The organism is Vagococcus fluvialis (assembly GCF_048815235.1).
Taxonomy (GTDB): Bacteria; Bacillota; Bacilli; order Lactobacillales; family Vagococcaceae; genus Vagococcus.
In genome coordinates, this window is sequence record NZ_JBMEAO010000001.1 from 96944 (window position 1) to 120445 (window position 23502).

At 33.3% G+C, this 23502-nt stretch carries 26 protein-coding genes; 5 read left to right on the plus strand and 21 right to left on the minus strand.

Annotation, left to right across the window (positions count from 1 at the left end):
* The first annotated feature begins 76 nt into the window (after window positions 1-76).
* The 4 genes from ACODH8_RS00420 (at window position 77) to rpsT (ending at window position 3812) form a co-directional block, all read left to right on the plus strand.
* The gene (locus ACODH8_RS00420; RefSeq protein ID WP_332464894.1) at window positions 77-1948 is read left to right on the plus strand and encodes a heavy metal translocating P-type ATPase; all 1872 of its coding nucleotides are present in this window, start codon (window positions 77-79) and stop codon (window positions 1946-1948) included.
* A gap of 110 nt (window positions 1949-2058) precedes the next feature.
* Window positions 2059-2598 (plus strand): DUF1836 domain-containing protein, encoded by a 540-nt coding sequence (locus ACODH8_RS00425; protein WP_332464895.1) that lies wholly within the window; start codon window positions 2059-2061, stop codon window positions 2596-2598.
* Window position 2599: 1 nt separating this feature from the next.
* Window positions 2600-3451, plus strand: a complete 852-nt coding sequence (locus tag ACODH8_RS00430) for a DegV family protein (protein ID WP_332464896.1) — start codon at window positions 2600-2602, stop codon at window positions 3449-3451.
* A 109-nt stretch (window positions 3452-3560) separates the two neighbouring features.
* Window positions 3561-3812 (plus strand): 30S ribosomal protein S20, encoded by a 252-nt coding sequence (gene rpsT, locus ACODH8_RS00435; protein WP_206966732.1) that lies wholly within the window; start codon window positions 3561-3563, stop codon window positions 3810-3812.
* 56 nt (window positions 3813-3868) lie between these two features.
* Here the strand turns inward: rpsT and holA are convergent, their stop codons facing one another.
* The 17 genes from holA to ACODH8_RS00520 all read right to left on the minus strand — a co-directional run bounded on the left by holA (window position 3869) and on the right by ACODH8_RS00520 (window position 20727).
* Complete coding sequence (gene holA / locus ACODH8_RS00440) at window positions 3869-4885, minus strand: DNA polymerase III subunit delta (RefSeq protein WP_332464897.1); 1017 nt, start codon at window positions 4883-4885, stop codon at window positions 3869-3871.
* A gap of 58 nt (window positions 4886-4943) precedes the next feature.
* A complete protein-coding gene (locus tag ACODH8_RS00445) occupies window positions 4944-7097 on the minus strand; it encodes a DNA internalization-related competence protein ComEC/Rec2 (protein WP_420517388.1) in 2154 nt (717 codons plus the stop codon).
* 145 nt (window positions 7098-7242) lie between these two features.
* Window positions 7243-7734 carry a ComE operon protein 2 gene (locus ACODH8_RS00450; protein ID WP_332464899.1) on the minus strand — a complete coding sequence of 164 codons (492 nt, stop codon included), beginning with the start codon at window positions 7732-7734 and terminating at the stop codon, window positions 7243-7245.
* A 30-nt stretch (window positions 7735-7764) separates the two neighbouring features.
* Window positions 7765-8379, minus strand: coding sequence for a helix-hairpin-helix domain-containing protein (locus ACODH8_RS00455; RefSeq protein ID WP_332464900.1), 615 nt, complete (start codon window positions 8377-8379; stop codon window positions 7765-7767).
* A 59-nt stretch (window positions 8380-8438) separates the two neighbouring features.
* Window positions 8439-9473 carry a SepM family pheromone-processing serine protease gene (locus tag ACODH8_RS00460; RefSeq protein WP_332464901.1) on the minus strand — a complete coding sequence of 345 codons (1035 nt, stop codon included), beginning with the start codon at window positions 9471-9473 and terminating at the stop codon, window positions 8439-8441.
* A gap of 11 nt (window positions 9474-9484) precedes the next feature.
* Window positions 9485-9973, minus strand: a complete 489-nt coding sequence (coaD, locus tag ACODH8_RS00465; protein ID WP_420517391.1) for a pantetheine-phosphate adenylyltransferase — start codon at window positions 9971-9973, stop codon at window positions 9485-9487.
* Complete coding sequence (gene rsmD, locus ACODH8_RS00470) at window positions 9966-10538, minus strand: 16S rRNA (guanine(966)-N(2))-methyltransferase RsmD (protein WP_332464903.1); 573 nt, start codon at window positions 10536-10538, stop codon at window positions 9966-9968. Before rsmD ends, coaD begins: the two co-directional genes overlap by 8 nt.
* A 93-nt stretch (window positions 10539-10631) precedes the next feature.
* The gene (gene glmM, locus ACODH8_RS00475) at window positions 10632-11990 is read right to left on the minus strand and encodes a phosphoglucosamine mutase (protein ID WP_332464904.1); all 1359 of its coding nucleotides are present in this window, start codon (window positions 11988-11990) and stop codon (window positions 10632-10634) included.
* 35 nt (window positions 11991-12025) lie between these two features.
* Window positions 12026-13069 (minus strand): YbbR-like domain-containing protein, encoded by a 1044-nt coding sequence (locus ACODH8_RS00480; RefSeq protein ID WP_332464905.1) that lies wholly within the window; start codon window positions 13067-13069, stop codon window positions 12026-12028.
* Complete coding sequence (gene cdaA / locus ACODH8_RS00485; RefSeq protein WP_332464906.1) at window positions 13069-13953, minus strand: diadenylate cyclase CdaA; 885 nt, start codon at window positions 13951-13953, stop codon at window positions 13069-13071. Before cdaA ends, ACODH8_RS00480 begins: the two co-directional genes overlap by 1 nt.
* Window positions 13954-14108: 155 nt before the next feature.
* On the minus strand, window positions 14109-14669 hold the full coding sequence (gene efp, locus ACODH8_RS00490; RefSeq protein WP_332464907.1) for an elongation factor P: 561 nt from the start codon (window positions 14667-14669) through the stop codon (window positions 14109-14111).
* A 100-nt stretch (window positions 14670-14769) separates the two neighbouring features.
* The gene (gene glnA / locus ACODH8_RS00495) at window positions 14770-16101 is read right to left on the minus strand and encodes a type I glutamate--ammonia ligase (protein WP_332464908.1); all 1332 of its coding nucleotides are present in this window, start codon (window positions 16099-16101) and stop codon (window positions 14770-14772) included.
* Window positions 16102-16129: 28 nt separating this feature from the next.
* Window positions 16130-16456 carry a MerR family transcriptional regulator gene (locus ACODH8_RS00500; RefSeq protein WP_332464909.1) on the minus strand — a complete coding sequence of 109 codons (327 nt, stop codon included), beginning with the start codon at window positions 16454-16456 and terminating at the stop codon, window positions 16130-16132.
* A 107-nt stretch (window positions 16457-16563) separates the two neighbouring features.
* Entirely contained in the window at window positions 16564-17814 is a 1251-nt protein-coding gene (locus tag ACODH8_RS00505; protein ID WP_332464910.1) for a methionine gamma-lyase family protein, read from the minus strand.
* Window positions 17798-19045 (minus strand): GTPase HflX, encoded by a 1248-nt coding sequence (hflX, locus tag ACODH8_RS00510; protein WP_332464911.1) that lies wholly within the window; start codon window positions 19043-19045, stop codon window positions 17798-17800. The genes ACODH8_RS00505 and hflX overlap by 17 nt, the downstream gene beginning before the upstream one ends.
* 13 nt (window positions 19046-19058) lie before the next feature.
* Window positions 19059-20000: a tRNA (adenosine(37)-N6)-dimethylallyltransferase MiaA gene (miaA, locus tag ACODH8_RS00515; protein ID WP_332464912.1), complete on the minus strand. Its 942-nt coding sequence runs from the start codon at window positions 19998-20000 to the stop codon at window positions 19059-19061.
* A complete protein-coding gene (locus ACODH8_RS00520) occupies window positions 19987-20727 on the minus strand; it encodes a glycerophosphodiester phosphodiesterase family protein (RefSeq protein WP_332464913.1) in 741 nt (246 codons plus the stop codon). Before ACODH8_RS00520 ends, miaA begins: the two co-directional genes overlap by 14 nt.
* A 137-nt stretch (window positions 20728-20864) precedes the next feature.
* On the opposite strand from ACODH8_RS00520, the gene ACODH8_RS00525 reads away from it, so the two are divergent.
* Window positions 20865-21032: a DUF3042 family protein gene (locus tag ACODH8_RS00525; RefSeq protein ID WP_332464914.1), complete on the plus strand. Its 168-nt coding sequence runs from the start codon at window positions 20865-20867 to the stop codon at window positions 21030-21032.
* 49 nt (window positions 21033-21081) lie between these two features.
* Here ACODH8_RS00525 and ACODH8_RS00530 read toward each other — a convergent pair whose 3' ends face one another.
* The 4 genes from ACODH8_RS00530 to ACODH8_RS00545 form a co-directional block, all read right to left on the minus strand.
* Window positions 21082-21483 (minus strand): rhodanese-like domain-containing protein, encoded by a 402-nt coding sequence (locus ACODH8_RS00530; RefSeq protein WP_332464915.1) that lies wholly within the window; start codon window positions 21481-21483, stop codon window positions 21082-21084.
* Window positions 21484-21511: 28 nt separating this feature from the next.
* Window positions 21512-22477, minus strand: coding sequence for an ROK family glucokinase (locus ACODH8_RS00535; protein ID WP_332464916.1), 966 nt, complete (start codon window positions 22475-22477; stop codon window positions 21512-21514).
* Window positions 22474-22686 carry a YqgQ family protein gene (locus tag ACODH8_RS00540; RefSeq protein WP_332464917.1) on the minus strand — a complete coding sequence of 71 codons (213 nt, stop codon included), beginning with the start codon at window positions 22684-22686 and terminating at the stop codon, window positions 22474-22476. Before ACODH8_RS00540 ends, ACODH8_RS00535 begins: the two co-directional genes overlap by 4 nt.
* Window positions 22687-22764: 78 nt before the next feature.
* Window positions 22765-23487, minus strand: coding sequence for a rhomboid family intramembrane serine protease (locus ACODH8_RS00545; RefSeq protein WP_332464918.1), 723 nt, complete (start codon window positions 23485-23487; stop codon window positions 22765-22767).
* Between the last annotated feature and the right edge of the window lie 15 nt (window positions 23488-23502).

The following is a 23502-nucleotide window of genomic DNA, read 5'->3' on the forward strand; positions in this document are numbered from 1 at the left end:
TATCATTCCTATCTACATTATAATGATTCCAATCTAGAATTATCTATGTTACACTTAAATCGTAGGAGGAATGAACATGACTTATATAAAAGAAAGAAGTAGTATGGTAGCAACTGTTGTTTGTGGTGTTTTAATGGTTGCCGGATTAATTAATCAAAACACTGGTGGAACCCTATACCCTTATATTTTTGTAATTGGAATGATTATCGGCGGTTTTCATCAAACAAAGGACGGTATTATTGACACTATCGAAGAACGTCACTTAAATGTCGATTTACTTATGGCACTTGCTGCTATCGGAGCTTGTACAATTTCATACTATTTTGAAGGGATTATGTTAACGTTTATTTTCTCATTAAGTGGGTCTCTAGAAGAATTTACAACTAATAAAAGTAAAAAAGAAATTGAAAGTTTAATGGAGATTCAGCCTGAGAATGCCTTTTTACTAAATGAGAATGGACAAACAACTGAAGTACCTGTTAAAGAATTAAAAATTGGTGATTTTTTAATCGTTCCTAAAGGAGCTAGTGTTCCAATTGACGGCACACTGCTAACCGATCACGCTTCAATTGATGAAGCTGCTATCACTGGCGAATCCATTCCAAATGAAAAACGTAAACAAGATAATTTATTTGCTGGAACCATTAACATTGGTAACTCCCTAAAAATGCAAGTATCAAAAGAATCAAAAGATACTTTGTTTAGTAAGATCATCCAATTAGTTGATGAAGCCCAAAATACACCTTCTAAAACAGCTAGTTTTTTAAGTAATTTTGAAAATATTTATGTTAAAGCTGTTTTAATCATTGTTCCCTTAGCGATTCTGATTCCTTATCTCCTATTAGGATGGACTTTTAATGAAAGTTTTTATCGCGGAATGGTTCTATTAGTAGTTGCTTCACCTTGTGCCCTAGTAGCTTCAGCAACACCTGCTACACTTGCTGCTATTTCTCATGGAGCAAAAAATGGTGTTCTTTTTAAAGGTGGTATCTATTTAGAAGCATTAGCGGACTTAAAAGCCATTACTTTTGACAAAACAGGAACTTTAACAAAAGGATTTCCAGTTGTAACAGATGAATTCTTCTTAGTTGATAATAAAGAAAAGGTAATTAATACCCTGGTTGCTATAGAAACAGAATCAACACATCCACTAGCAAATGCTATCACAACTAAATTTTCAGCGGATGTAACTGAAAAAGTAAGTCTAGATATTCAAGATGTTACTGGCTCTGGTATGTTAGCAACAGAAAATCATAACTCATGGAAAATTGGAAATGCTGAATTTGTTTCTTCATCTCCATTAAATAGTAATGTAGCTTCTCAAACAGCAGCCTTACAAGATCAAGGTAAAACAGTTATTTATCTCTCTAAAAATGATGAAGTTATTGCCTTCTTTGGTTTGTTAGATGTTCCTAAAGAAGATGCTATTAAAACCATTCAATACTTTAAAAAACAAGGCATTGACACCACTATGTTAACAGGTGATCATCATCAAACCGCAGAAGCCGTTGCTAAAATGATTGGGATTGACCATGTTTTAGCTGATTGTTTACCAGAGGACAAAACCATCTTTATCAAAGAACAAAAAGAAAGAGTTGGAACAAATGCAATGATTGGTGACGGTGTCAACGATGCCCCTGCTTTAGCAAACGCCTCTATTGGTATTGCCATGGGACAAGGGACAGATATCGCGATTGATGTTGCTGATATCGTTTTGATGAAAGACAATTTAGAAAAACTCGCTATGAGTCATCAACTTTCATTAAAATTAAAAAGAATCGTCACTCAAAACATTGTTTTCTCTTTATCTGTTATTGCTATTCTTATCGTATCAAACTTTTTCCAAGTCATTAACCTACCACTAGGTGTTATCGGACACGAAGGCAGTACGATTTTAGTTATTTTAAATGGACTAAGAATGCTCGGTAAACTTCCAATAGAAAAATAGATTGTTAAACCACTAGGCTTTCTAGTGGTTTTTTTAATTGTCATTCATTGTAATCTCCATAATCTTATGATATAGTTCTCATGACTAGATGAATCAAAAGGAGTTTATTTATGGAGAAATCAAAAACCCCTGAAACGTGGCAAAAAAACTTACTTAAGGTCTCGCTTCCAAGATGGGATGAATTACCAGAAATTGATATCTATATGGATCAATTAGTTAAATATGTTGAAAAATACACTCATGATATTCGTTTGGAACATACTAAACCAATCACCCCTTCCATGATTAATAATTATGTGAAGTTAAAATTAGTTCCTAAGCCTTACAAAAAAAAATATTCTAAAAATCATTTGGCACGAATTATTATTTTCACCATATTAAAACAAGCTTTTGAAATACCCGACATAAAAAATGGGATTGAGTTCCAAATCGCTTTGACAAGCCCAAAAGATGCTTACGACTTCTTTTGTCAACATTTAGAAAATACGATTACTTATTTTATCAATGAAGACAAACAAGATATTACCATTGAACAAATTAAAGATGACTACGCTCCTGTTCAAATGGCCTGTACAACTTTTGTAGCAAAACTAATGACTGAGAGAAATTTAAACTACTTATTATCTCAACAACAGACGGAGGAAAAATAAATTGACTGAAAAAATCGCATTACTTGTAGATTCAGCCATGGATACACCAGTTGAAATTATTGAAAGAGGTGGCGTTTTTGTTGCTCCCCTTAATATCATTTACAAAGATAGAACTTATTTAGATAAAATAGAAATTAGTTCAAAAGAAGTATATGATCGCCTAGATGAAGAAATCCCTTCAACTTCCCTTCCAACTATTTCATATGTAGAAGATTTAGTTGAACAAATTAAAAATGAAGGTTATAACAAAATTGCTTGTTTAACTATCTCAAGTGGTTTAAGCGGTACTCATAATGCTCTTCGTTTGATTTTAGAAGATCATCCTGAAATCGAAAGCTTTATTGTTGATACTAAAAATATCGGAATGGGTGCTGGCGTTCAAGGGGCTTACATGAAATTAGAAATTGATGCTGGTACTCCTTTTAATCAATTAAAAGCAATTGGTCTTGATGTTGCTGATAAAAGTAAAATCTTTTTTAGTATTCCAACATTAGAATATCTAAAAAAAGGTGGTCGTATTGGGTTAGTATCATCCTTTTTAGGAACCGCTCTTAACCTAAACCCTGTTATTTCTTGTAATGATGAGGGCGTTTATTACACCGTTACTAAAGCTCGTGGTCGAAACAAGAGTTTAAATAAAATTATTGAGCAAATTGAAAAAGCTGCTGCTGGTTTTAATTCTTACGATTTAGCTATTTCTTTTGGAGTAGATAAAGAAGAAGCCCATAAACTAGCTGACAAGCTTAAAGAGACGTTAACAAACTACCGTCATTTTTATTTTGGTGATGCTAGCCCTGTTTTAGGTGTCCATTCAGGTCCTGGAATTATCGGTATTGGAATTATTCCAATTTAATCACAACTTTTTCGATTAATTATTGCAAACTCAATAGTCATTCTGTATAATGAGAATGTTGATTATATTTGTTTTACAAATATAAACTCTATGCCGGAGGTGAACTTAAATGCCAAACATCGAATCTGCTATCAAACGCGTACGTACTAGCGAGAAATCTAATGAAGCTAACTCAGCTAAATTAAGCAAAATGCGTACTGCTGTGAAAAAATTTGAAAAAGCTGTAGAAGCTAACGCTGATAACCAACAAGAATTATTAGTTGCTGCTACTAGAGAAATTGATGTAGTCTCTGCAAAAGGACTTATCCATCAAAACAAAGCTAACCGCGAAAAATCTCGTTTAGCTAAAAAATTAGCATAATAAAAAAACTTGCAAATTAACTACGCTTTTAGCTAGTTGCTTCGCAAGTTTTTTATTTACCTCGGTTTGAGTAAAAACAATTCAAATCCCAACTCTTTATCTATCTGACCTGTTTTTATTTGATAATCTAATTCTATCAACTCATTCATCATTTCACCAAGTTTTTTAGATTCCATCGGTCTTGATTGTTGTACCGCTAACTTAATTCTATAAGGATGGATTTTAAGTGTATCCGTTATATTACTTTGTTGATAGTTCATTTCAACAAGTATTTTCACTTGAAGGAGTAAGCGTATTTGCCCAATTAAAATAGATAGAATTTTAATTGTTTCTTCCCCTCCTACCAATAAATCTTGGTATAACAACAAAGATTTCTCTGGTTTACTCCCTAAAACATATTGGTTTAAATCAAAAATATTATGCTCTAAAGATTTAGGTATTAGTTCTTCTATATCATTTTTAGTAATTTGTTTAGATTCCACTTTATAAAGAAACAGCTTATTTAATTCATTCATCATTTGGCTAAGATTCATATTCGTCAAATACATCATGCGCTCAAAAGCCTGTTTGTCCATAGAGTATCCTTCATTTTCTATGTAGCTTCCAACATATGGAATAATTGTTTTTTCAGTCATTGGACTAACATCTACAACAAGACTTTCTTTTTTCAAAAGCTTTACAACTTTTTTTCGTTCATCCATTTTTTCAACACTTACAACAAAAACTAATATAGTTGTCTCTAATGGATTTTTCAAATAAGCTTCTAAAGCAACTGTATCATGTGTTAAGTCCGACTTTTTTTTCTCTGCCGTTAAAAAATAAGGATTTTCTACAAAAATAACTTTGTAATCACCAAAAAAAGGAATTGTTTCAGCTTCATGGATTACTTCACTTAGTTCTATTTCATTCATATCAAAAGTGATTATATTTAAATCATCTGCCTCATCTAAAGAAACATTTTCCTTTAATTCCTTTTTAAAGGTTTCTATTAGATAACTTTCTGTCCCCAGCAAAGTGTACACATGACTAAAGTCTTTTTTTCTAATTTTTGCTAATTCTGTTTGCAACGTCATTCTCCCACCATCCTACTTCTTTCTATATCCTAACATATTTAGAAAAAAGTTACTTCTATTATTTTAACGTTTTAACATGAGACAAGCCCTTCCCCCAATACCACCAAGTACTATAAATCATTCCATTTTGGTCAGTTCGAAAATAATTAATACCTCTATCCTCTAAATTTTCAAGTGTACTTTCAGACGGGTGTTGATAACGATTATGTAGCCCACATGAAATAATCCCTACTTCAGGATTAACTGCTTCTATAAATAAGGGGTGGCTTGAGGTTTTACTACCGTGATGACCTAATTTCAAAATGTCAGCAGATAAATCTAAGTCTTGGTTTCTTAGTAGTTCGTCTTCTCCTTCTTTTTCTAAATCACCAGTCAATAAAATACTAGTTTGTTTAAGATTAAGTTTCATAACAAGTGAATCGTTATTTTGGCCATCTCCTTTATGAATTGGATAAAGACAATCTAAGGTCATTCCCCCTTGCTGCCAATAATTTTTATTGGTTATAACTTTTTTCTGACTTTTCACTAATGATTCTTTTTCGAGTGCTTTTTTAAAATTAGTTTGTTGATAGCTTCCTGGACCGAATAAAACACACTTAATATCTATCTCTTCACTAATTCTATCTAAGTCACCAAAATGATCTTCATGGGCATGGGAAATAAAAACGCCATCCAAAGACTTAACCCCTTTTCTTTTTAAAAAAGGTATCACTGTATAGTCAGCACCCCTTTTATCACTTCCTTGTTGCCACTCTTCTTTTTCATAACCTAAGACACCACCAGTATCTAATAAATAATTCCCTTGGTGAAAAGGAAGTTGCACAAAAATAGCATCTCCTTGACCAACATCAATAAAAGCAATCATTCCTTGAGGATTAATATATTTCCAAAAAGGAACTAAACCTGTTAGTAATAGTAAGCTTAAGCTCAGTCGCCCAAAAACCTTATTTCCTGACTCCCAATTTATTAGCCAATAAAACTGGCAACCAATAACTAAAACTAAGAGAATTAAAGGTATTTTACCAGTCACTATTCTAAAAAAACTTAAATCACTTAATGTAATCCCTACTTGTTGGATAGCTATTAGTATTCTTTCAACAATGATAAAAGTGCGGCTCTCCCACAAAAAAGACAGCACAAAACAAATTAGCAACAAAGGTAATACAAAAAGAAATAACAAAGAGCCGATTATTGTGTTTAATACAAACGTTAATAGATTCCACTCATAAAAGTGAAACCAAATCAAAGGTAAGGATAACCAAGAAAGCACCATACTAAATAACCAGTTTTTTAAATGATTATTTTTTGTTTTAGAAAACAGTGGATAAATCATAATAATTAGAAAAGTTAAATAATAAGTTAATTGCCCTCCAACTGTTAACAACACATAAGGCGTTATCAAGCAATTCAAAAACAAAGCTATTGACCAACAATCTAACTGGCTAAACCCTATACCAAATTTCTGATTGATTTGTTTGATTAGCCACTGAATCCCCGCTCTAACCATTCCCGTACCCGTTCCTGTTAAGACAACCAAACATAAAACAAATAAAAAGGAGCAAGAAAATAATTTCTCTCGTGTCATCCCAAAACTTAAACAAATAAATTCAAATAAAAAAATAAAAAAATAGATATGCATACCAGATAAACTAAATAAATGAGCAATACCTAGGTCTCGCCAAGTATTTTGAAATCCTTCTGGGTTATTTTCTTTATAACCAAATAATAAAGCTTTGATGTAAAGAGCCGTTAGCGGTTCAAATTGCTTCTCAGTATAAACAATTCCTTTGCGTCTTATTTCCTTTAATCGGATAATTGGATGAATCCAAGTTGGACTAACTGGTGTCACAGAGTCTACTTCTTCTAACTTAATTTTTTGACGAATGCCTATTATGTCTAAATAGCGTTGATAATCAAATCCATTTAAGTTTCGTTTCGACGCGATTTCCTGAGTAGTCCCTTTTCCTGTAATCAGAACACACGATGACAACTTGCTAAAGTATTGTTTTTCTGATTCTTCTTTTAAAACATAGGTCACTAATACTTTGGAGTTATCGCTCTCATCTACTCCCTCAAACCTTAGTAAAGAGCCATCAATTTTAATCGTATCAGGCATTAGTCTCACTGATATTTCATCATTATCTAGCCTTGTTATATCCGTTTGCTTTAACCACATAAAATGAACTGACGTCGCCAGTAATATACTTGCCATAGAAAACAACAAAACTGATTTTCTTTTTAAAGTTAACACTCGGCATATAACAAAAAAGAGACATAACACTATGAATAGGTTAGACTCTTTCCAAAATAATAACATTAAAACATATAAACTAACCGGAAAACATAAGAAACCTTGATTACTCTTCAAACATGTAATCAGAATCGTCTCCAAAAGGTAAACTTGAAAAATATTTTTTTGACAGTTTCACTTGATGAACAGATGCGCCAGCATCCTTTATCAAACGAATGGCATAATCATCATTACGGTAATCTGTTAAGTAGTGTATTTTTTTAATTCCTGCTTGTAATATCATTTTAGTACATTGAAGACAAGGAAAATGAGTGACATAAATTTCTGCTTCATCTGTACCAACACCAAATTTAGCACATTGTAAAATCGCATTCATTTCCGCATGAATCGTTCTTACACAGTGATTATCTACTAGATAACAACCCTCATCGATACAATGAACATCACCACTAACAGATCCGTTGTAACCTCCAGCAATAATTCGTTTATCTCGCACAATAGTTGCTCCTACAGCTAATCTTGTACAAGTACTTCTTAAAGATAATAATAAACTTTGTCCCATAAAATATTGATCCCAGGGTATTCTTTCATATTCCATGATGTCACTACTTTCTTTTTTGTTCTTATACTATATAGTAATATATTCAGCCAAACTGTCAAATGATTTTTCGCCAAAACCGTTTACCTTTTTTAATTCTTCAATCGTTTGAAAAGAACCATGCTCCTCACGATAGTCTATAATTTTCTCTGCCTTCTTTTCTCCAACGCCATTTAGTGTCATTAATTCTTCTTTAGTCGCTTGGTTAATGTTAACTTTACTTGTTGCTTCTTCTGTTGAATTCCCTTGATTTGAAACAGCTACTCTCTCATCTAACTCCTCTCCTACTTTCGGGATATAGATCACCATCTGATCTTCTACCTTTTGAGCAAAATTAACGCGCTGACTATCAGCTTCTTCCTGTAATCCTCCTGCTAGATCAATGACATTTAACAGCCTCATATCTGAACTAACTTCATACATTCCAGGCATTTTAACTGCTCCCTTGATATCAACATACATTAACACCTCTTGTGTTTCTTCTACTGTCTTTTCCTCATCTTCAAAATCACTAATTTCTACTACTGTATCTCTGGGTTGTCCTTTCGTATCACTAGAATAATAAAAAAATCCTATCAAAATTGCTAACAATAGAATGACACCGACATACCATTTCTTTTTTATGACATCTTTTATTTCCTCCATCTCATTTCTCCCTTCTATTAAGAAGATAAGAAAAAGAAAGCAGAAGATGCGTCACATCTCTACTTTCTTTTTTCTAAATATTCAACTGCATCTTTAACGGTTTTAACTGGAACTATCTTTAAATCTAGCTTATTTTTCTTAGCTGATTCAAGCGCTTCTTCATAATTTGTTTTTATATCAGGGTATTTTTCTTTCATTTCTTCTGAAATTTCATCATTCGGGGCAAAAAAGATATCTGCACCAGCATTTTCTGCTGCCACAACTTTTTTATCAATGCCACCGATTCTTCCAACTTGGCCATCTGCGTTAATTGTACCCGTGCCAGCGATGTTCAGATTTTGTCTCAAATCCTTACCACTTAAAAGAGTGTATAATTCTAAGGTAAACATTAGCCCGGCAGAAGGACCACCGATTCCATCTGTTTTAAATGTAATCGTATCATCTGACACTAACTCAGTATGATCAACAAGAGAGATACCTATTCCTGGAAGTTTTGTTTCCTCCATTTCAATTAACGTACCTGTTATGTCTTTTGTTTTGTTATCATCTAAAACGGTCAAGGTTACTTTATCTCCAACTTGTTTACTTTTGATTGTATCGATTAATTCTTGAGAAGAAGTAATTTTTTTACCATCTAACTTAGAAACCGTGTCGCCAACTTCTAATTTCCCATAAAAATCTGATTTTTCATTAACTGACATCACATAAATACCTTGATAATCTATCTCATAAGGTTTATCAACTAAATCTAAAGCTACTTTACTAGCTAAGTTTTGCGAGGTTTTCATGTAATAATCTTGCATTTGGTCATATTCTTTAGAGCTACTTGACCCCATCATCTCTTTTTTACTCACAATTTCATGTAGTGGATTGAAATAACTTAACATAAATGAAAATGGCGTGGCTCTTTGAATGCCTACTGTCGTCAACATATAAGAACCTTTATTTGGGTCTTTTTCACCATTTACTTCAACATGTTCTTTTAAATCCTCTGCCGTTCCTGGCATCTCAATATAGTAAGGTAAAGGCATAACAAAGAGGACAATGGATACAATCATGGTGACTATTATTATTTTAAAATTAATTTGTTTCATTCAGTTAATTCCTATCCTAATTTTACTTTTAACGCTTCATAAACACACTCTGGAACAAATGAAGAAACATCTCCTTGAAAACGAGCTATTTCTTTTATCATACTAGAGCTGATATTACTATAGGCTTCGTCAGATAGTAAGAAAACAGTATCAATCTCTGAGTCCATTTGGCGGTTCATTGAAGCGATATTTTTTTCGTATTCATAATCTTGACTATTTCTAACGCCTCGAATTAAAAAATTAGCACCTAATTCTTTTGCAATGTTAATAGTTAATCCTTCAGATTGACTCAATACTTTTACATTACTCAAATGTTTGGTTGCTTCTACCGTTAACATTTTTTTCTCTTCTGCTGAAAATAAAGGTTTTTTTGTTGTATTTGTAAAAATCCCTATGATGACTTCATCAAATAAAATACTTGCTCGTTCAACTGTATTTAAATGACCATTTGTGAATGGGTCAAAACTTCCAGGAAACAATGCTACTCGTTTACTAGTCATTTTCAACTTCCTCCTCTTCCAATCGATAAATCGTCACTTTTGTAGCGCCATATGATTGTTGTTTCAATGCTACTAGTTTTCCAACTGTATCTGGTAAATCAACTTGTTTATCTGTCTCGCATATCACTCGTCCAAAAGGAGCAATTAGTTTTAATTCCTGCATTTTTTCAAGTTGTGTTTCAATGATTTGTTTTGCATAGGGAGGATCTAAAAAGATTAAGTCAAAGGTTTGTCCATTATCATGTAACCATTCTAATCCTCTATCAGCATCCATTTTTTTAACAACAAAAGAGGAGTCACTTTTTGTTAATTTGATATTTTCTTGAATGACTTGAATTGCTTTAAAATGATTATCAAAACAATAAGCTTTACTACATCCCCTTGAAACAGCTTCAATCGCTAAATTGCCACTACCACTATATAAATCAAGAACTTTTTCCTCATCAAAGTACGGCCCAATCATATTAAATATCGAGCCCTTTATCTTATCACTTGTCGGTCTTGTATTATCTCCTGACAGAGAGGTTAATCTTCTGCCTTTAAAGTCACCTGCTATTACTCGCATATACTACTCCTTCATCACTTTTATGTGTTCTATTATATCAAATTTTCTAAATAAAAAAACCTAGAGAGTTGTATTCTCTAGGTTTTGTTTTATTTAATCTAAGCCGATTTCTTGGATAACAATCGCTGCTATTTTATCAACATAGTAGTCAACTTTTTCTTTTGTTGGTGCTTCTGCCATAACTCTTAATAAAGGCTCTGTTCCAGAAGGTCTTACTAAAATACGACCGTCACCATTCATTTCAGTTTCGACTTCATCAATGACTGCTTTAATAGCAGTGACATCCATAGCCCCATGTTTGTCACTTACTTTAATGTTAACTAACTTTTGTGGAAACTCTTCAATTTCAGCAGTTAATTCAGATAATGTTTTACCAGTTTCTTTCATAACACTCATTAATTGGATACCAGATAATAAACCGTCCCCTGTTGTATTGTAATCTAAGAAAACAATATGTCCTGATTGTTCCCCACCTAAGTTATAGCCAGATTTACGCATTTCTTCAACTACATAACGGTCTCCAACTTGTGTACATACAGCTTTCATTTCAGCTTCTTCAACCGCTTTATGGAACCCTAAGTTACTCATAACTGTCGCAACAATTGTTTCTTCTTTTAATAATCCTTTACCTTTTAAATGTTTACCACAAATGTAAAGAATTTTATCACCATCAACAATGTTTCCTTTTTCATCTACAGCAATCACACGGTCGCCATCGCCATCAAAAGCAAGTCCTAAATCAGCACCCTTTTCAACAACAAATTCAGCTAAAGCTTCTGGATGAGTTGATCCAACACCAGCGTTAATATTGATACCATCTGGTTTCACGCCCATTGTATAGAAGTCTGTATCTAAATCAGCAAATAAATGGTTAACGATTGGAGAAGTTGCACCATGTGCTCCATCTAAGCAGACAGTTAATCCTGTTAAAGGATTTGGAATCGTTTGTTTTAAAAATTCCATGTATTTTTGTAACCCTTCAGGATAAACATCTAATGTTCCTAATCCGTCTGCTGATGGTCTAGGTAAAGTATCTTCTGTTGCATCAAGTAAAGCCTCAATTTCAGCTTCTTCTTCGTCTACTAATTTAAAACCGTCTGGACCAAAGAATTTAATGCCATTATCTTCAGCTGGATTATGAGAAGCAGAAATCATAACACCTGCAGCTGCTTTTTGTGTTCTTGTTAAGTAAGAAACACCTGGTGTTGAGATAACTCCTAATTGTAATACTTCGATTCCAACAGATAATAAACCAGCGATTAAAGCTTGCTCTAATAATTGACCAGAAATACGTGTGTCTCTTCCCACTAATACTTGAGGTTTTTTATCAGTTGTTTCATTATGTTGACATAAAACATAGCCTCCACAACGACCTAATTTAAACGCTAATTCAGGTGTTAATTCTTGATTTGCTACGCCTCTAACACCATCTGTTCCAAAATACTTACCCATTTTTAAAAATCTCCTAACTATACATATATTTATCTTTATTTACTATCTTTTGTTTTTTTATCACTGAGAGGAATTCTATCAGAATTTTTTCTTGCTGTCGATAATTTGTTATTAAGTTTAACTGTCTTTTCTGATTCCTTTTCAGGTTTAACCGTTATAGAAACACTTCCTGGTTCCACTGTGACTTCTTTTGGCGCAACTATTGGATAATCATTTGTGACTGTTTCTTTAATACCACTTGTATCTACTTTAACTTCAATCAGATTAATTTCATCTAAAACATCTTTAGGTCCGGTAATCTCTACCTCATCCTGTTTTGCTGAAAAAGCAAAATCCTTAATCCCTTGAGGTATACTTCCTGTTTGGACTGGTTTTATCTTTACTTTTTTCGTTGGTAATTTTAAATAGACATCTACTCGAACAGAATCTGGTTCAACCCGTACGTCTAAAGGTTCATTGTTAGCATCCATAGCGTATGGTTTTACTTTTTCAAAGAAATCATCAGAAACATTTGATTTCTCACTAACGCTTGCCACAACTCGTGCTACTTTTCCAATAGCCTCTTCTCCACCAACTAAAGTAACGCTATCAGGGGATACTTCTGCTCTATCCATTTCATAGCCATTTGCAAAAATAGTTGGATCAACTACTGGTTCAACCTTAAACTTATTACTCGTTTTCTTATCAACGGTTACCGTTAATTTACTTGGGCTTATTTTACCTTTTACGGCACTAGGGAGGCCAACCAATTCTAATGGTACTTCATGAGTTCCTTCTTGGTATTTGGTTAAATCCATCACCACCGAAAAACTTCTTGTTTCAGCATTCGATTCCTTATCTAATAAGATTTTATTAGCAGAACTTAACTCAACGTCCACAGTTTGATCATAACCAGAAATAAAATATTTATCCTGATTATAGGTAATATTTACAGGCACCTTTTCAGCTATAGCTGATAACTGAGTAAAGCCTGTATCCTCTTTACTAAATTTAGTTAAATTGGCATTATAGAAAAATAAAATGGCAAAAAATAAAGAAAGAATCCTAATGAGCCAAGGGGTTTTTCCTTTTCTTCTCATTATTTTTTACCTCCTTTAAATCCACTTACAAAATCTTCAAAAAATTGATTGATAGCACTTGATTTTGTTTCTGCTTCTTTTTGAATTAACTCGCGATTTAAAATATCAATGTATTCCTCTTTATTCAAATGAGGTGAAAACTTATTACTATAAGCAATACTTACATCACCAGTTTCTTCTGAAACAATAATCGTTAACGAATCACTTACCTCGCTTAAACCTATCGCTGCTCGGTGTCTTGTTCCATATTCTTTTGGAATCAATGAATTTTCTGATAAAGGTAAATAAGAACAAGCCGAAGCTATTTTACCATCACGAATAATAACAGCTCCATCATGAAGCGGTGTATTCGGTATAAAAATATTAATTAATAATTGACTAGTTATGTCGGAATCTAAAGAAATACCTGTTTCTACAAAGTCAACTAAGCTATCTCTTTTTTCAATAGAGATAAGTGCGCCAATTTTCCTTTTAGACATGTACTGAATAGCTTCATCTAACTGTGTAATCAAGTATTCTTTATCATTTTCTCTTTTTTTATTTGATTTTAGAATTGAACCTCTTCCGAGATGTTCCAAACCACGTCTTACTTCTGGTTGGAAAATAACGATTGCCGCTATAGCGCCATAAGTAATTACCTGATTCATTAACCAAGAAACAGTAGTTAATCCTATCACATCACTTACAATTCTTATCATGATAATCACAGCAATCCCTTTAAAAACTTGAATCGCCTTAGTCCCATTTAGAAGCATGATTAGTTTGTATATAACAAACCAAACAACTAAAATATCAATGAGATGAATCACAACGTCAGCTGAAAAATGTGCAGTAAAAAAAGACTGCCATGTACTAGGTTTGAACAAGTCTAACAAATGCAACATCTCTTGTCCTCCCACTTTCTTTTTATAGTTATGCACTCAAGTATAGCATAAGAGGTATCACATGTTTACCTTTTATCTAAATTTATCTATTATTTTCAAAAATTATTAAAAAAAAACAAGAAAACTTCAATTTGTTTTCTTGTTTTTTTCTTATATTATTTAGCTCTCTTAATGTAAGAACCGTCTTGTGTGTTAACTTCTAATAATTCGCCTGCTTCGATAAAATCAGGAACGTTTACAACTAGACCAGTTTGCATTGTAGCTGGTTTACCAGAACCAGAAACTGTTGCACCTTTAATTGATGGTGGTGTATCTTCAACTCGTAAAACAACAGTTGTAGGTAATGCTACTCCTATTACTTCGTCTCCGTAGAATTGAATAGTTACTTCCATATTATCTAACAAATATAATAATTCTGCTTCAATAATACTTGATGGAATTTCATATTGCTCATAAGTTTCTAAGTCCATAAATACAGCCATATCATCTTGTAAATATAAGTATTGAACTGATTTACTATCAATATGAGCTTTTTTTACTTTCTCTTCAGGACGCATAGTTGTATCTGTTGTTGAACCTGTTCTTACGTCTCTTAATTTTAGACGCATTACAGTGTTACCTTTACCTGGTTTATGATGGCTTGCATCTAATACCTTAATTAGTTTACCATCTTTTTCAAAGGTCATTCCGCCTCTTAAATCTCCAACTGAAATCATTTATTATTATCTCCTTTATAATCAACTAGACACATTTTAACATAAAATGAGCCAAATAAAAAAACCTTTGTTAATTTTTTTATTAACAAAGGTCAATTTTTTAATACATTTCTAAATATTGCTCTCTTTCCCACTCAGAAACTTGCTGACGGTAAGCTGACCACTCCATTTTTTTCGCTTCAATGAAGTTATTGTAAATATGATTACCTAAAGCTTCTTTTACGATTTCATCTTTTCTCATATACTTAATAGCATTATGTAACGTTGATGGTAAATCAGTAATTTCAGCTTCTTTTCTTTCTTCTTCTGTCATCACATAAATATTTCTGTCAACAGCAGCTGGTGGCGTAATTTGATTTTTAATCCCATCTAAACCAGCTTGTAATAAAACTGCCATCGCTAAGTAAGGATTGGCTGTTGGATCTACAGAACGTAACTCTAAACGTGTTGAAAGTCCACGAGAACTTGGTACACGAACTAATGGTGAACGGTTTTTCCCACTCCATGCTACATAAACAGGTGCTTCGTAACCTGGTACTAAACGTTTGTATGAGTTAACGATTGGGTTACATACCGCTGTGTACCCTCTAGCATGTTTTAATAATCCACCTAAGAAATGATAAGCAGTTTCACTTAAACCATCTTTACCATTTTCATCGTAGAACACATTTCCTTCTTCATTAAATAAAGACATGTTAATGTGCATCCCACTTCCAGCAATACCATGTAATGGTTTTGGCATAAATGTTGCGTGTAAGCCGTGTTTTCTAGCGATTGTGCGAACTACTAATTCAAATGTTTGAATATTATCACACGCTTCAATAGCATTTGCATATTTAAAGTCAATCTCATGTTGTCCTGGAGCACATTCATGATGAGAAGCTTCCACTTCAAATCCTAAACTTTCTAATTCTAATACGATATCACGACGACAGTTTTCACCTAAATCAGTAGGAGCAAAGTCAAAATAACCACCTTGGTCATTCAATTCTTGTGTTGGATGTCCTTTTTCATCTAATTTAAATAAGAAAAACTCTGGCTCTGGTCCAATGTTAAACCCAGTAAAACCTAAATCAGTCATCTCTTTTAATACGCGTTTTAGATTACCACGAGGATCTCCTTCAAATGGTTTTCCTTCAGTATTATAAACATCACAAATTAAACGAGCCACTTTTCCTTTTTCACTTTCCCAAGGGAAGATCATCCACGTTGTTAAGTCGGGACGTAAATACATATCACTTTCTTCTATACGGACAAATCCTTCAATAGATGAGCCGTCAAACATCATTTTATTATCTAATACTTTATCTATTTGGCTAATAGGAACCTCAACATTTTTTAGTCTACCTAAAATATCAGTAAACATTAATCGTAAAAATCTTACGTTTTCTTTTTCTGCTGCTTCTTTGATCTGTTCTTTCGTTGTATACATTCCTATCTTCACGCCTCTTCTTTTTATTTTACCTTAATCCACTTTCGTTCATTAAATCATTATACAAAGCAATTCGGATTTTTTCTTCTGACAATTCTTCTTGTCGTTTGTCCTGTTTGATAAATTGCTTTCTAATCTCTTTAATGGAGTAATCGTCATTAAGCATCTCCTTTATGTCTAGTAAGCGATCAATATCGTTTAAAGAAAATAACCGATTGTTACCTGCATTTCGTTCTGGAAAAATTAGTTCCTGTTCTTCGTAATATCTAATTTTTCTAGCTGTTAAGTCCGTTAACTTCATAACTGAACTCATTGGAAACACAGCCAAGGTACGACGTAATTCTTTTTCACTCATTTTCTCGCCTCTTTTCTTAAAGGTTAAAGGTAGAATAACAGGCTAAAAAAAAAAAGTCAACGACCTATGTTAGATAATCTAACATAGGTAGACAACTTTAATAAAAATTAATAAAATATTTGATTAACCGCTTGGCACACAGCAATTTTAACATGCTCAAATGTTAGACCACCTTGAACATATAATTCATAAGGTGCTCTCAATGGTCCATCTGCTGTTAATTCTAAACTTGCTCCTTGAACAAAAGTTCCTGCTGCCATGATGACATCATCTTCATATCCTGGCATATAAGAAGGTATTGGAGCCACATAAGCATCAACTGGTGAATATTTTTGAACAGCCTGACAAAAGGCAATCATCTTCTCTTTATCTTGAAGTGAAATCAACTGAATCAAATCAGTTCTTGGGTCATTCCATTTTGGTGTTGAAGCAATATTAAACTCTTCAAGTAAAGCTGCAGTAAATACTGCTCCTTGAATGGCTTGAGACACCACATGAGGCGCTAAGAAAAAGCCTTGAATCATTTCATGCGTACTATAAATCATCGCCCCACCTTCTCCACCAACTCCAGGTGTTGTTAAGCGGTAGCCTGCTTTTTCAACTAATTCTTTACGACCTACAATATAACCACCAGTTTTGGCAATACCACCACCAGGATTTTTAATTAGCGATCCAGCCATTAAATCAGCTCCAACCTCTGTTGGTTCGATGATTTCTGCAAATTCGCCGTAGCAATTATCTACAAACACAATCAAATTAGGATTAATTTCTTTAACAAAACGAATCATTTCTTCAATTTGACTCACAGTAAACGATGGTCTTGAATCATAACCACGCGAGCGTTGAATACCAATTACTTTTGTTTTTTCAGTTATTCGACTTTCAACGGCTTCAAAATCAACCGTGCCATTTTCTTTTAGCAGAACTTCTTGGTACAAGATGCCAAATTCTTTAAGAGAACCTATACCGTTTCCTGCCGTTCCAATAACTTCATGAAGCGTATCATAAGGAGTTCCTGTTATATACATCAACTCGTCCCCTGGTCTTAATACACCAAAAAGTGCTGTTGAAATAGCATGAGTTCCTGAAACAATTTGAGGTCTTACAAGAGCTGCTTCTGTTTTAAAAACATCGGCGTAAATTGCTTCTAAAGCATCTCTTCCAATATCATCATAGCCATAACCAGTAGAGGGAGCAAAGTGACTTTCAGATAATTTGTTTTCTCGAAAAGCCGCTAATACTTTCCCTTGATTAGTTAAAGCAATCTCTTGAAGGTCCAAACGAACTTCCATGATTTTTTTATCAACTGTTCTTATTTTTTCAATTAAATCAGCATTAAAACTAGAATTCCAACTCATCTTCTTTTTCTCCTCTAATCCATTTTGATTTTTCTGGAGCATAACCTTTTACAAAATAAGTATTATTCTCTTCTTGGTACTCATAAAAATCAATTAAGACCTCTTGTTGCATTTGTGTTAATTGATAAGCGTCTTTTGCTTCTAATACCATCTCAAAAGGAATAAACAGTGTTTTCATTTGCTTAGTTATGGCATCCACAAGAATATCTTTGCTTGCTTCTTCATAAGCTGAAATCAAACAATTAGGATAGAGTGTTGGTACAAATTGCCCTCTATCATCTAATTTATCTGCCTTATTATAAACTGTTAAGACTGGTATATGCGCCATTTTCAACTCATCTAAGAGGTCGACAACAGTTTGTTCTTGTTGACCTCGATTATCAGAGGTTGAATCAACCACATGAAGTAATAGATCCACACTTCGACTTTCTTCTAAAGTAGATTGGAAGGCTTCAATTAACTGAGTTGGTAAATCTTGAATAAACCCAACCGTATCTGTTAATGTCGTTTCTAATCCTTCTGGTAATTGCCACTTTTTAGTCAGAGGATCAAGTGTAGCAAACAATTGGTCTTCAGCATAGGTTTTAGTATCTGTTAACAAATTCATAATCGTTGATTTACCAGCATTTGTATAACCAATCAAACCAATCTGAAAGACAGAGGATTCTTTTCGTTTTTGACGACTTCTTTCACGATGTTCTTCTGTTTCTTTTAACTCTCTTTTGATTAGTGTAATCTTGTAACGAATGTGACGTCGATCTGTTTCTAATTTCGTTTCTCCAGGTCCTCTTGTTCCAATTCCCCCTCCTAAACGTGAAAGTGAACTTCCTTGGCCAACTAGCCTAGGTAATAAATAGTTTAACTGTGCAAGCTCCACTTGAAGTTGTCCTTCTTTTGATTTAGCACGCATCGCAAAAATATCTAAAATTAATTGCACTCGGTCAATCACTTTAACATCTACTGCTTCTTCAATTAAACGAGCTTGTCTTGCTGTCAGCTCATGGTTAAAGATAACCGTATCCGCATCTTTTGAAGCTACTAACGCTGATAACTCTTCTAATTTACCTTTTCCAACAATCGTTCTGCGATCAATCGCTTGTCTTTTTTGAATTAACTCTCCTACTACAAGTCCTTCTGCAGTTTCAGTTAAATTACCTAATTCTTCCATTGATTCCATAAAATTTTTGAAATTCTCTTGGTTCTCAACACCAACTAAAATAACTTTCTCCATAAGACACCTTCTTTCACTCAGTTAACCATTCTCTAACTGAGGTTTCTATTTCTTCTATCACACTCGGCTCCTGTACTAAATCAAACCATTCAACATCCATTCGATTTTTAAACCAAGTTAATTGTCTTTTTGCATATTTTCGCGAATTTTGTTTCACTTTTTCTACACATGTTTCTAAGGGCATGTCTCCCCTAAAGTAAGGGAAAAATTCTTTGTAACCAATCCCTTGACTTCCTTGCGTATCACCTAAAGAAAAGACATATTCAGCTTCTTTTAGTAAACCTTGCTCCATCATTAAATCAACTCGGTAATTAATCCGCTCATAAAGCAATTCACGATTCGTTTCTAAACCTATTAATTTAACGTCAAAAGGTGAATTAGATAAATCTTTCAAATCTATACCTTCTTGATCCAAGATGCTTACACCTGTTTTTTCAAAGACTTCAATAGCACGAATAACTCGTTTTTCATTATTTGAATGAATATTTTTGGCAGCTTTTGGATCTAAAGATTCCAAATGAGACCATAGTTCTTCTTTACCATTTTCATTAGCAAAATTCTCCCAAAATAATCGCCTCTTATTAGCTAATTCAGCTTTTTCTTCAGCACCTAACTGAAAATCAAAAAGTAGCGACTGAATATACATTCCCGTTCCACCAACAATCATTGGTAATTTATTACGAGAAGTGATTTCTTCAATCTTGTCTTCTGCTTCCTTTTTAAATTCAAAAGCTGAATAGGTTTCAGTGGGTTCTTTCACATCAATTAAAAAATGAGGAATACCCTCTTTTTCTTTTTCAGTTATTTTTGCTGTTCCAATATTTAGTTTTCGGTAAACTTGCAAAGAATCACCACTAATCACTTCACCTGCAAATTTTTTACTTAATTCAATACTTAAGGCTGTTTTCCCAACTCCAGTCGGTCCAACAATCACTAAGAGTTTATTTTTTTCCATATCTTTCTTCCTTTAACGTCATTGCTTTTTTAGGGAAATCAGTATGAAACGCAGTTAATTCTAAATCAAAACATAAATCCATATCAGCGTCTGTATTAACTGTCCACGGTCTTAAATGTTTTTTGAACATTTCGGCTTGTACTTGATTTTCTTTAATCCATTCAATAGACGAGTGCATTCCACCTATCTCAGGAGTATCCAAACAATAAGCAATTTTGCGTTTGGATTTATCTAAAATAATTGCTTTTTCATACGTATTATTTAAACCAATCACACGAGTCATTGTTTCCGTATTAAAACTCGATAATAAAATATCACCTGTTAATGGGTACTTTTCTAGTGAATTAAGAACACTTGCTTCAATGCCTTCATAGTCATACTCATCTGTTTTGATTTCAACATTTAAAACGCCTTGATAGTTGTTTTCTCTCAATAATTCTAACACTTCATCAAAGGTTGGAATTTGTTCTTTTTTATATTCAGGTGCAAACCAACTACCAGCGTCTAAGGTTTTTAACTCTTCTAAGGTTAATTCTTTCACCAAGCCAGCTCCATTAGTTGTTCTATTAACGTCACCATCATGGATAACGACTAACTCTTCATCTAAACTAAATTGTACATCTAATTCAATCCCATCTGCTTTGACGTCGATTGCTTCTTTAAATGCACTTAATGTATTTTCTGGGCGAGTTCCCTTGCTTCCTCTATGAGCAAATATTAATGTCATTTGTTATCACTTGCCTTTCCGACTATTAGTTTACCACTTCATGTGTATTTTAACATCTTTCATTTAGGATATTACTAGATTTTTTTCAGTAAATGGTGGATAATAGAATTGTACAAAAAACAGAGGATGTGAACCTAATGAAAAAATTTACTTCAGGATTTCTAACAGGTACTACAGTTACTTTAGCTGCTCTTGCAGGAGTTGCTATTGGATTTAAAAAATTAGTAATCGAACCTGTTGAAGAAAAAGAAATGATGATTGACGACAGTCGCAAAAAAGCGATGAGAAAAAGTCGTGCTCGCTAAGAGATATTAAAAAGAAGTTATCCGTTTATCTTGGATAACTTCTTTTTTATTATTTTTTCTTCGTTTTTCCTGTCCAGCCACTATATCCTTCTTTTAAGATGTAGATATTAGTGAAACCTTCTTTTTTCAACATACGAGCCATGTAAATAGCCATTGTTTGTTTGTTATCATAAAGATAAATTGGTTTATCTTTACGAATTGCTGTTAAATACTCTTTATGAGCTTTAGAAATAGTGTAAGGAACACTTCTAGCACCTAAAATGTGTCCACGGTTATAATCTTCTTTTTCACGTACATCAATTACTTGAGCACTGCGCATGTTTTCTTGAAACTCTTCTTGAGTCGCAATCTCAGCCGCACTTTTTCTAAGTAAGAATAAATACAATTTGTTAAGTCCGTAAAGAACTCCAATTGTTAAAATAAAAATACTTAGTGTCATTAAAAAACCCATAATTTAATACCTCTTTCAATCATCTAATCTATTTACTTAATTCGCGAGCTAAGCTTGCTGCACCAATTACACCAGCTTCATTACCTAATAAAGCTAATTTAATTTTAGTACTTTCTCTTACTTGAGGGAAAGTAAATGTTTCAAAATATGTTTGAATACGTTCTAATAAGAAATCACCAGCAGCTGAAACGCCACCACCAATAACAATATCACTTGGGTTTAAAAGATTACCAATATTACCACAAGCTAATCCTAAATAGAAACATACTTTATCAACAACGATTAAAGCAAAGTCATCTCCTGCTTTAGCTGCATCAAAAACATCTTTACTCGTAACTTCTTGCCCGTCATCAATTTTATATTTAAGTGAAGAATCGCCTGAAAACTCTTCAGACATCGTTCTAGCTAAACGGACAACTCCAGTAGCACTTGCCACTGTTTCTAAACAGCCCTTTTTACCACATGTACAATCAAACCCTTGTGGTTCAACTGTAATATGCCCAATTTCTCCACCAGCACCATTAACACCATGAATTAGATTACCCTCAGCAATAATCCCTCCACCAACACCAGTTCCTAGTGTAATGAAAGTCACATCTGCAGAGTTTTCTCCAGCACCTTTCCATCTCTCGCCTAATGCTGCAACGTTTGCATCATTATCTAAAGTAAATGGAATATTTAATGCTGCTTCAATTGGTTTTTTAATCTCTTGTAATATTTTCCAGTTTAAGTTATACGCTCCAATAACGGTTCCATTTTCACGGTTAACTGTTCCTGGTGTTCCCATTCCAATACCAATAAAATCTTCTGAAGTCATATTAAATAATTCAAGTTTATGTTGAATTGAAGCAATAATATCTGGAACAATATGTGATCCTTCGTCACTAATATTTGTTTCAATACTCCATTTTTGTTGAATGTCACCTGCTTCTGTTAGAATGGCAAATTTTGCCGTTGTTCCCCCTAAATCAATACCAATTAATTTCTTGCTCAATTTAGACCCTCCTGATATTCTAATTCTTCTCGATGCTCTTTTTTTAGTACTACCATAGCATTTAGAAAGACCTGTCTTTCAATGACACCAGCATCAAATAGCTCGCGAACTTCAATCATCATAAATTCAATATCATACAATCGATTACCTAAATAAATAAAAGTTCCAAATTTTTTTAATAACTGTTGCACATCATACATCGTCCTCATAGAAACGCTCCTCTATCATTATACAGATAACAAAAATAAAATAATAGAGCCTTTTTCATTTTTATCTCTTTTAATTAATTAAAATCTACTTAAACCATAAACAACACAAAAACCTAATAAAAATACGGTGAAAATTCCCATAGCAATTCTTTGATGTGGATTAAACTTAACATTTAAGTTTTTATTAGGAACTCCTAAAACAATCATCAATAGAATCCCTCCAATAGCTCCTCCTAAATGTCCTAAAATATCAACTCCTGAATCAAATAAATTCATCACTAAGTTTAGAATAATTAAAAGCGTCATATTTTGTGACATTTGACGAATCATTGGCTGATAAGGAAACATTTTTCCTAAAATAATAAAAGCTGCAAATAAACCAAATAACGATGTACTCGCTCCTGCTGATAAGCCATACGGAGAACCAAAAGCAAAACTAAGAACATTCCCCATAATACCGCTAACCATATAAAGAACAAAAAATCTAAAATGCCCAATAATCGGTTCTAATAAACGACCAGCAAAATACAAACTAAAGGAATTAATTGCTAAGTGAGTTAATCCTATATGAATAAAAATAGGTGTTACAAAACGCCAATATTCATGATTCATAATAATGGCTTCTGGTGACATAGCACCAAAATAAAATAAAACAGATGAATTTTGAGACCCATTTAAAAGGCCAAACTTTCTACCTGAAAGCTCCATCATAACAAAGACAATCACTTGTATCCCTAAAAACAAATAAGTGAAATAAGGAGATCGATTAATTTGATTCCATTTTCTTGAGATTTGACTCATTCTATCCCCTCTATT

Coding starts and splice junctions, on each gene's coding strand:
- hflX (WP_332464911.1), bottom strand. CDS start 19,045: ATGGAGAAAGTTATTTTAGTTGGTGTTGAGAACCAAGAGAATTTCAAA.
- glnA (WP_332464908.1), bottom strand. CDS start 16,101: ATGTATACAACGAAAGAACAGATCAAAGAAGCAGCAGAAAAAGAAAAC.
- ACODH8_RS00425 (WP_332464895.1), top strand. CDS start 2,059: ATGGAGAAATCAAAAACCCCTGAAACGTGGCAAAAAAACTTACTTAAG.
- ACODH8_RS00500 (WP_332464909.1), bottom strand. CDS start 16,456: ATGAGTGAAAAAGAATTACGTCGTACCTTGGCTGTGTTTCCAATGAGT.
- ACODH8_RS00460 (WP_332464901.1), bottom strand. CDS start 9,473: ATGAAACAAATTAATTTTAAAATAATAATAGTCACCATGATTGTATCC.
- ACODH8_RS00520 (WP_332464913.1), bottom strand. CDS start 20,727: ATGACATTAATATTTGCTCATAGAGGAAGCAAGGGAACTCGCCCAGAA.
- ACODH8_RS00505 (WP_332464910.1), bottom strand. CDS start 17,814: ATGAGTTGGAATTCTAGTTTTAATGCTGATTTAATTGAAAAAATAAGA.
- glmM (WP_332464904.1), bottom strand. CDS start 11,990: ATGGGTAAGTATTTTGGAACAGATGGTGTTAGAGGCGTAGCAAATCAA.
- rsmD (WP_332464903.1), bottom strand. CDS start 10,538: ATGCGAGTAATAGCAGGTGACTTTAAAGGCAGAAGATTAACCTCTCTG.
- ACODH8_RS00525 (WP_332464914.1), top strand. CDS start 20,865: ATGAAAAAATTTACTTCAGGATTTCTAACAGGTACTACAGTTACTTTA.
- ACODH8_RS00445 (WP_420517388.1), bottom strand. CDS start 7,097: ATGGCAAGTATATTACTGGCGACGTCAGTTCATTTTATGTGGTTAAAG.
- cdaA (WP_332464906.1), bottom strand. CDS start 13,953: ATGTTGCATTTGTTAGACTTGTTCAAACCTAGTACATGGCAGTCTTTT.
- coaD (WP_420517391.1), bottom strand. CDS start 9,973: ATGACTAGTAAACGAGTAGCATTGTTTCCTGGAAGTTTTGACCCATTC.
- miaA (WP_332464912.1), bottom strand. CDS start 20,000: ATGGAAAAAAATAAACTCTTAGTGATTGTTGGACCGACTGGAGTTGGG.
- efp (WP_332464907.1), bottom strand. CDS start 14,669: ATGATTTCAGTTGGAGATTTAAGAGGCGGAATGACCTTTGAAAAAGAT.
- ACODH8_RS00480 (WP_332464905.1), bottom strand. CDS start 13,069: ATGAGAAGAAAAGGAAAAACCCCTTGGCTCATTAGGATTCTTTCTTTA.
- rpsT (WP_206966732.1), top strand. CDS start 3,561: ATGCCAAACATCGAATCTGCTATCAAACGCGTACGTACTAGCGAGAAA.
- ACODH8_RS00455 (WP_332464900.1), bottom strand. CDS start 8,379: ATGGAGGAAATAAAAGATGTCATAAAAAAGAAATGGTATGTCGGTGTC.
- ACODH8_RS00540 (WP_332464917.1), bottom strand. CDS start 22,686: ATGAGGACGATGTATGATGTGCAACAGTTATTAAAAAAATTTGGAACT.
- ACODH8_RS00545 (WP_332464918.1), bottom strand. CDS start 23,487: ATGAGTCAAATCTCAAGAAAATGGAATCAAATTAATCGATCTCCTTAT.
- ACODH8_RS00450 (WP_332464899.1), bottom strand. CDS start 7,734: ATGGAATATGAAAGAATACCCTGGGATCAATATTTTATGGGACAAAGT.
- holA (WP_332464897.1), bottom strand. CDS start 4,885: ATGACGTTGCAAACAGAATTAGCAAAAATTAGAAAAAAAGACTTTAGT.
- ACODH8_RS00420 (WP_332464894.1), top strand. CDS start 77: ATGACTTATATAAAAGAAAGAAGTAGTATGGTAGCAACTGTTGTTTGT.
- ACODH8_RS00530 (WP_332464915.1), bottom strand. CDS start 21,483: ATGGGTTTTTTAATGACACTAAGTATTTTTATTTTAACAATTGGAGTT.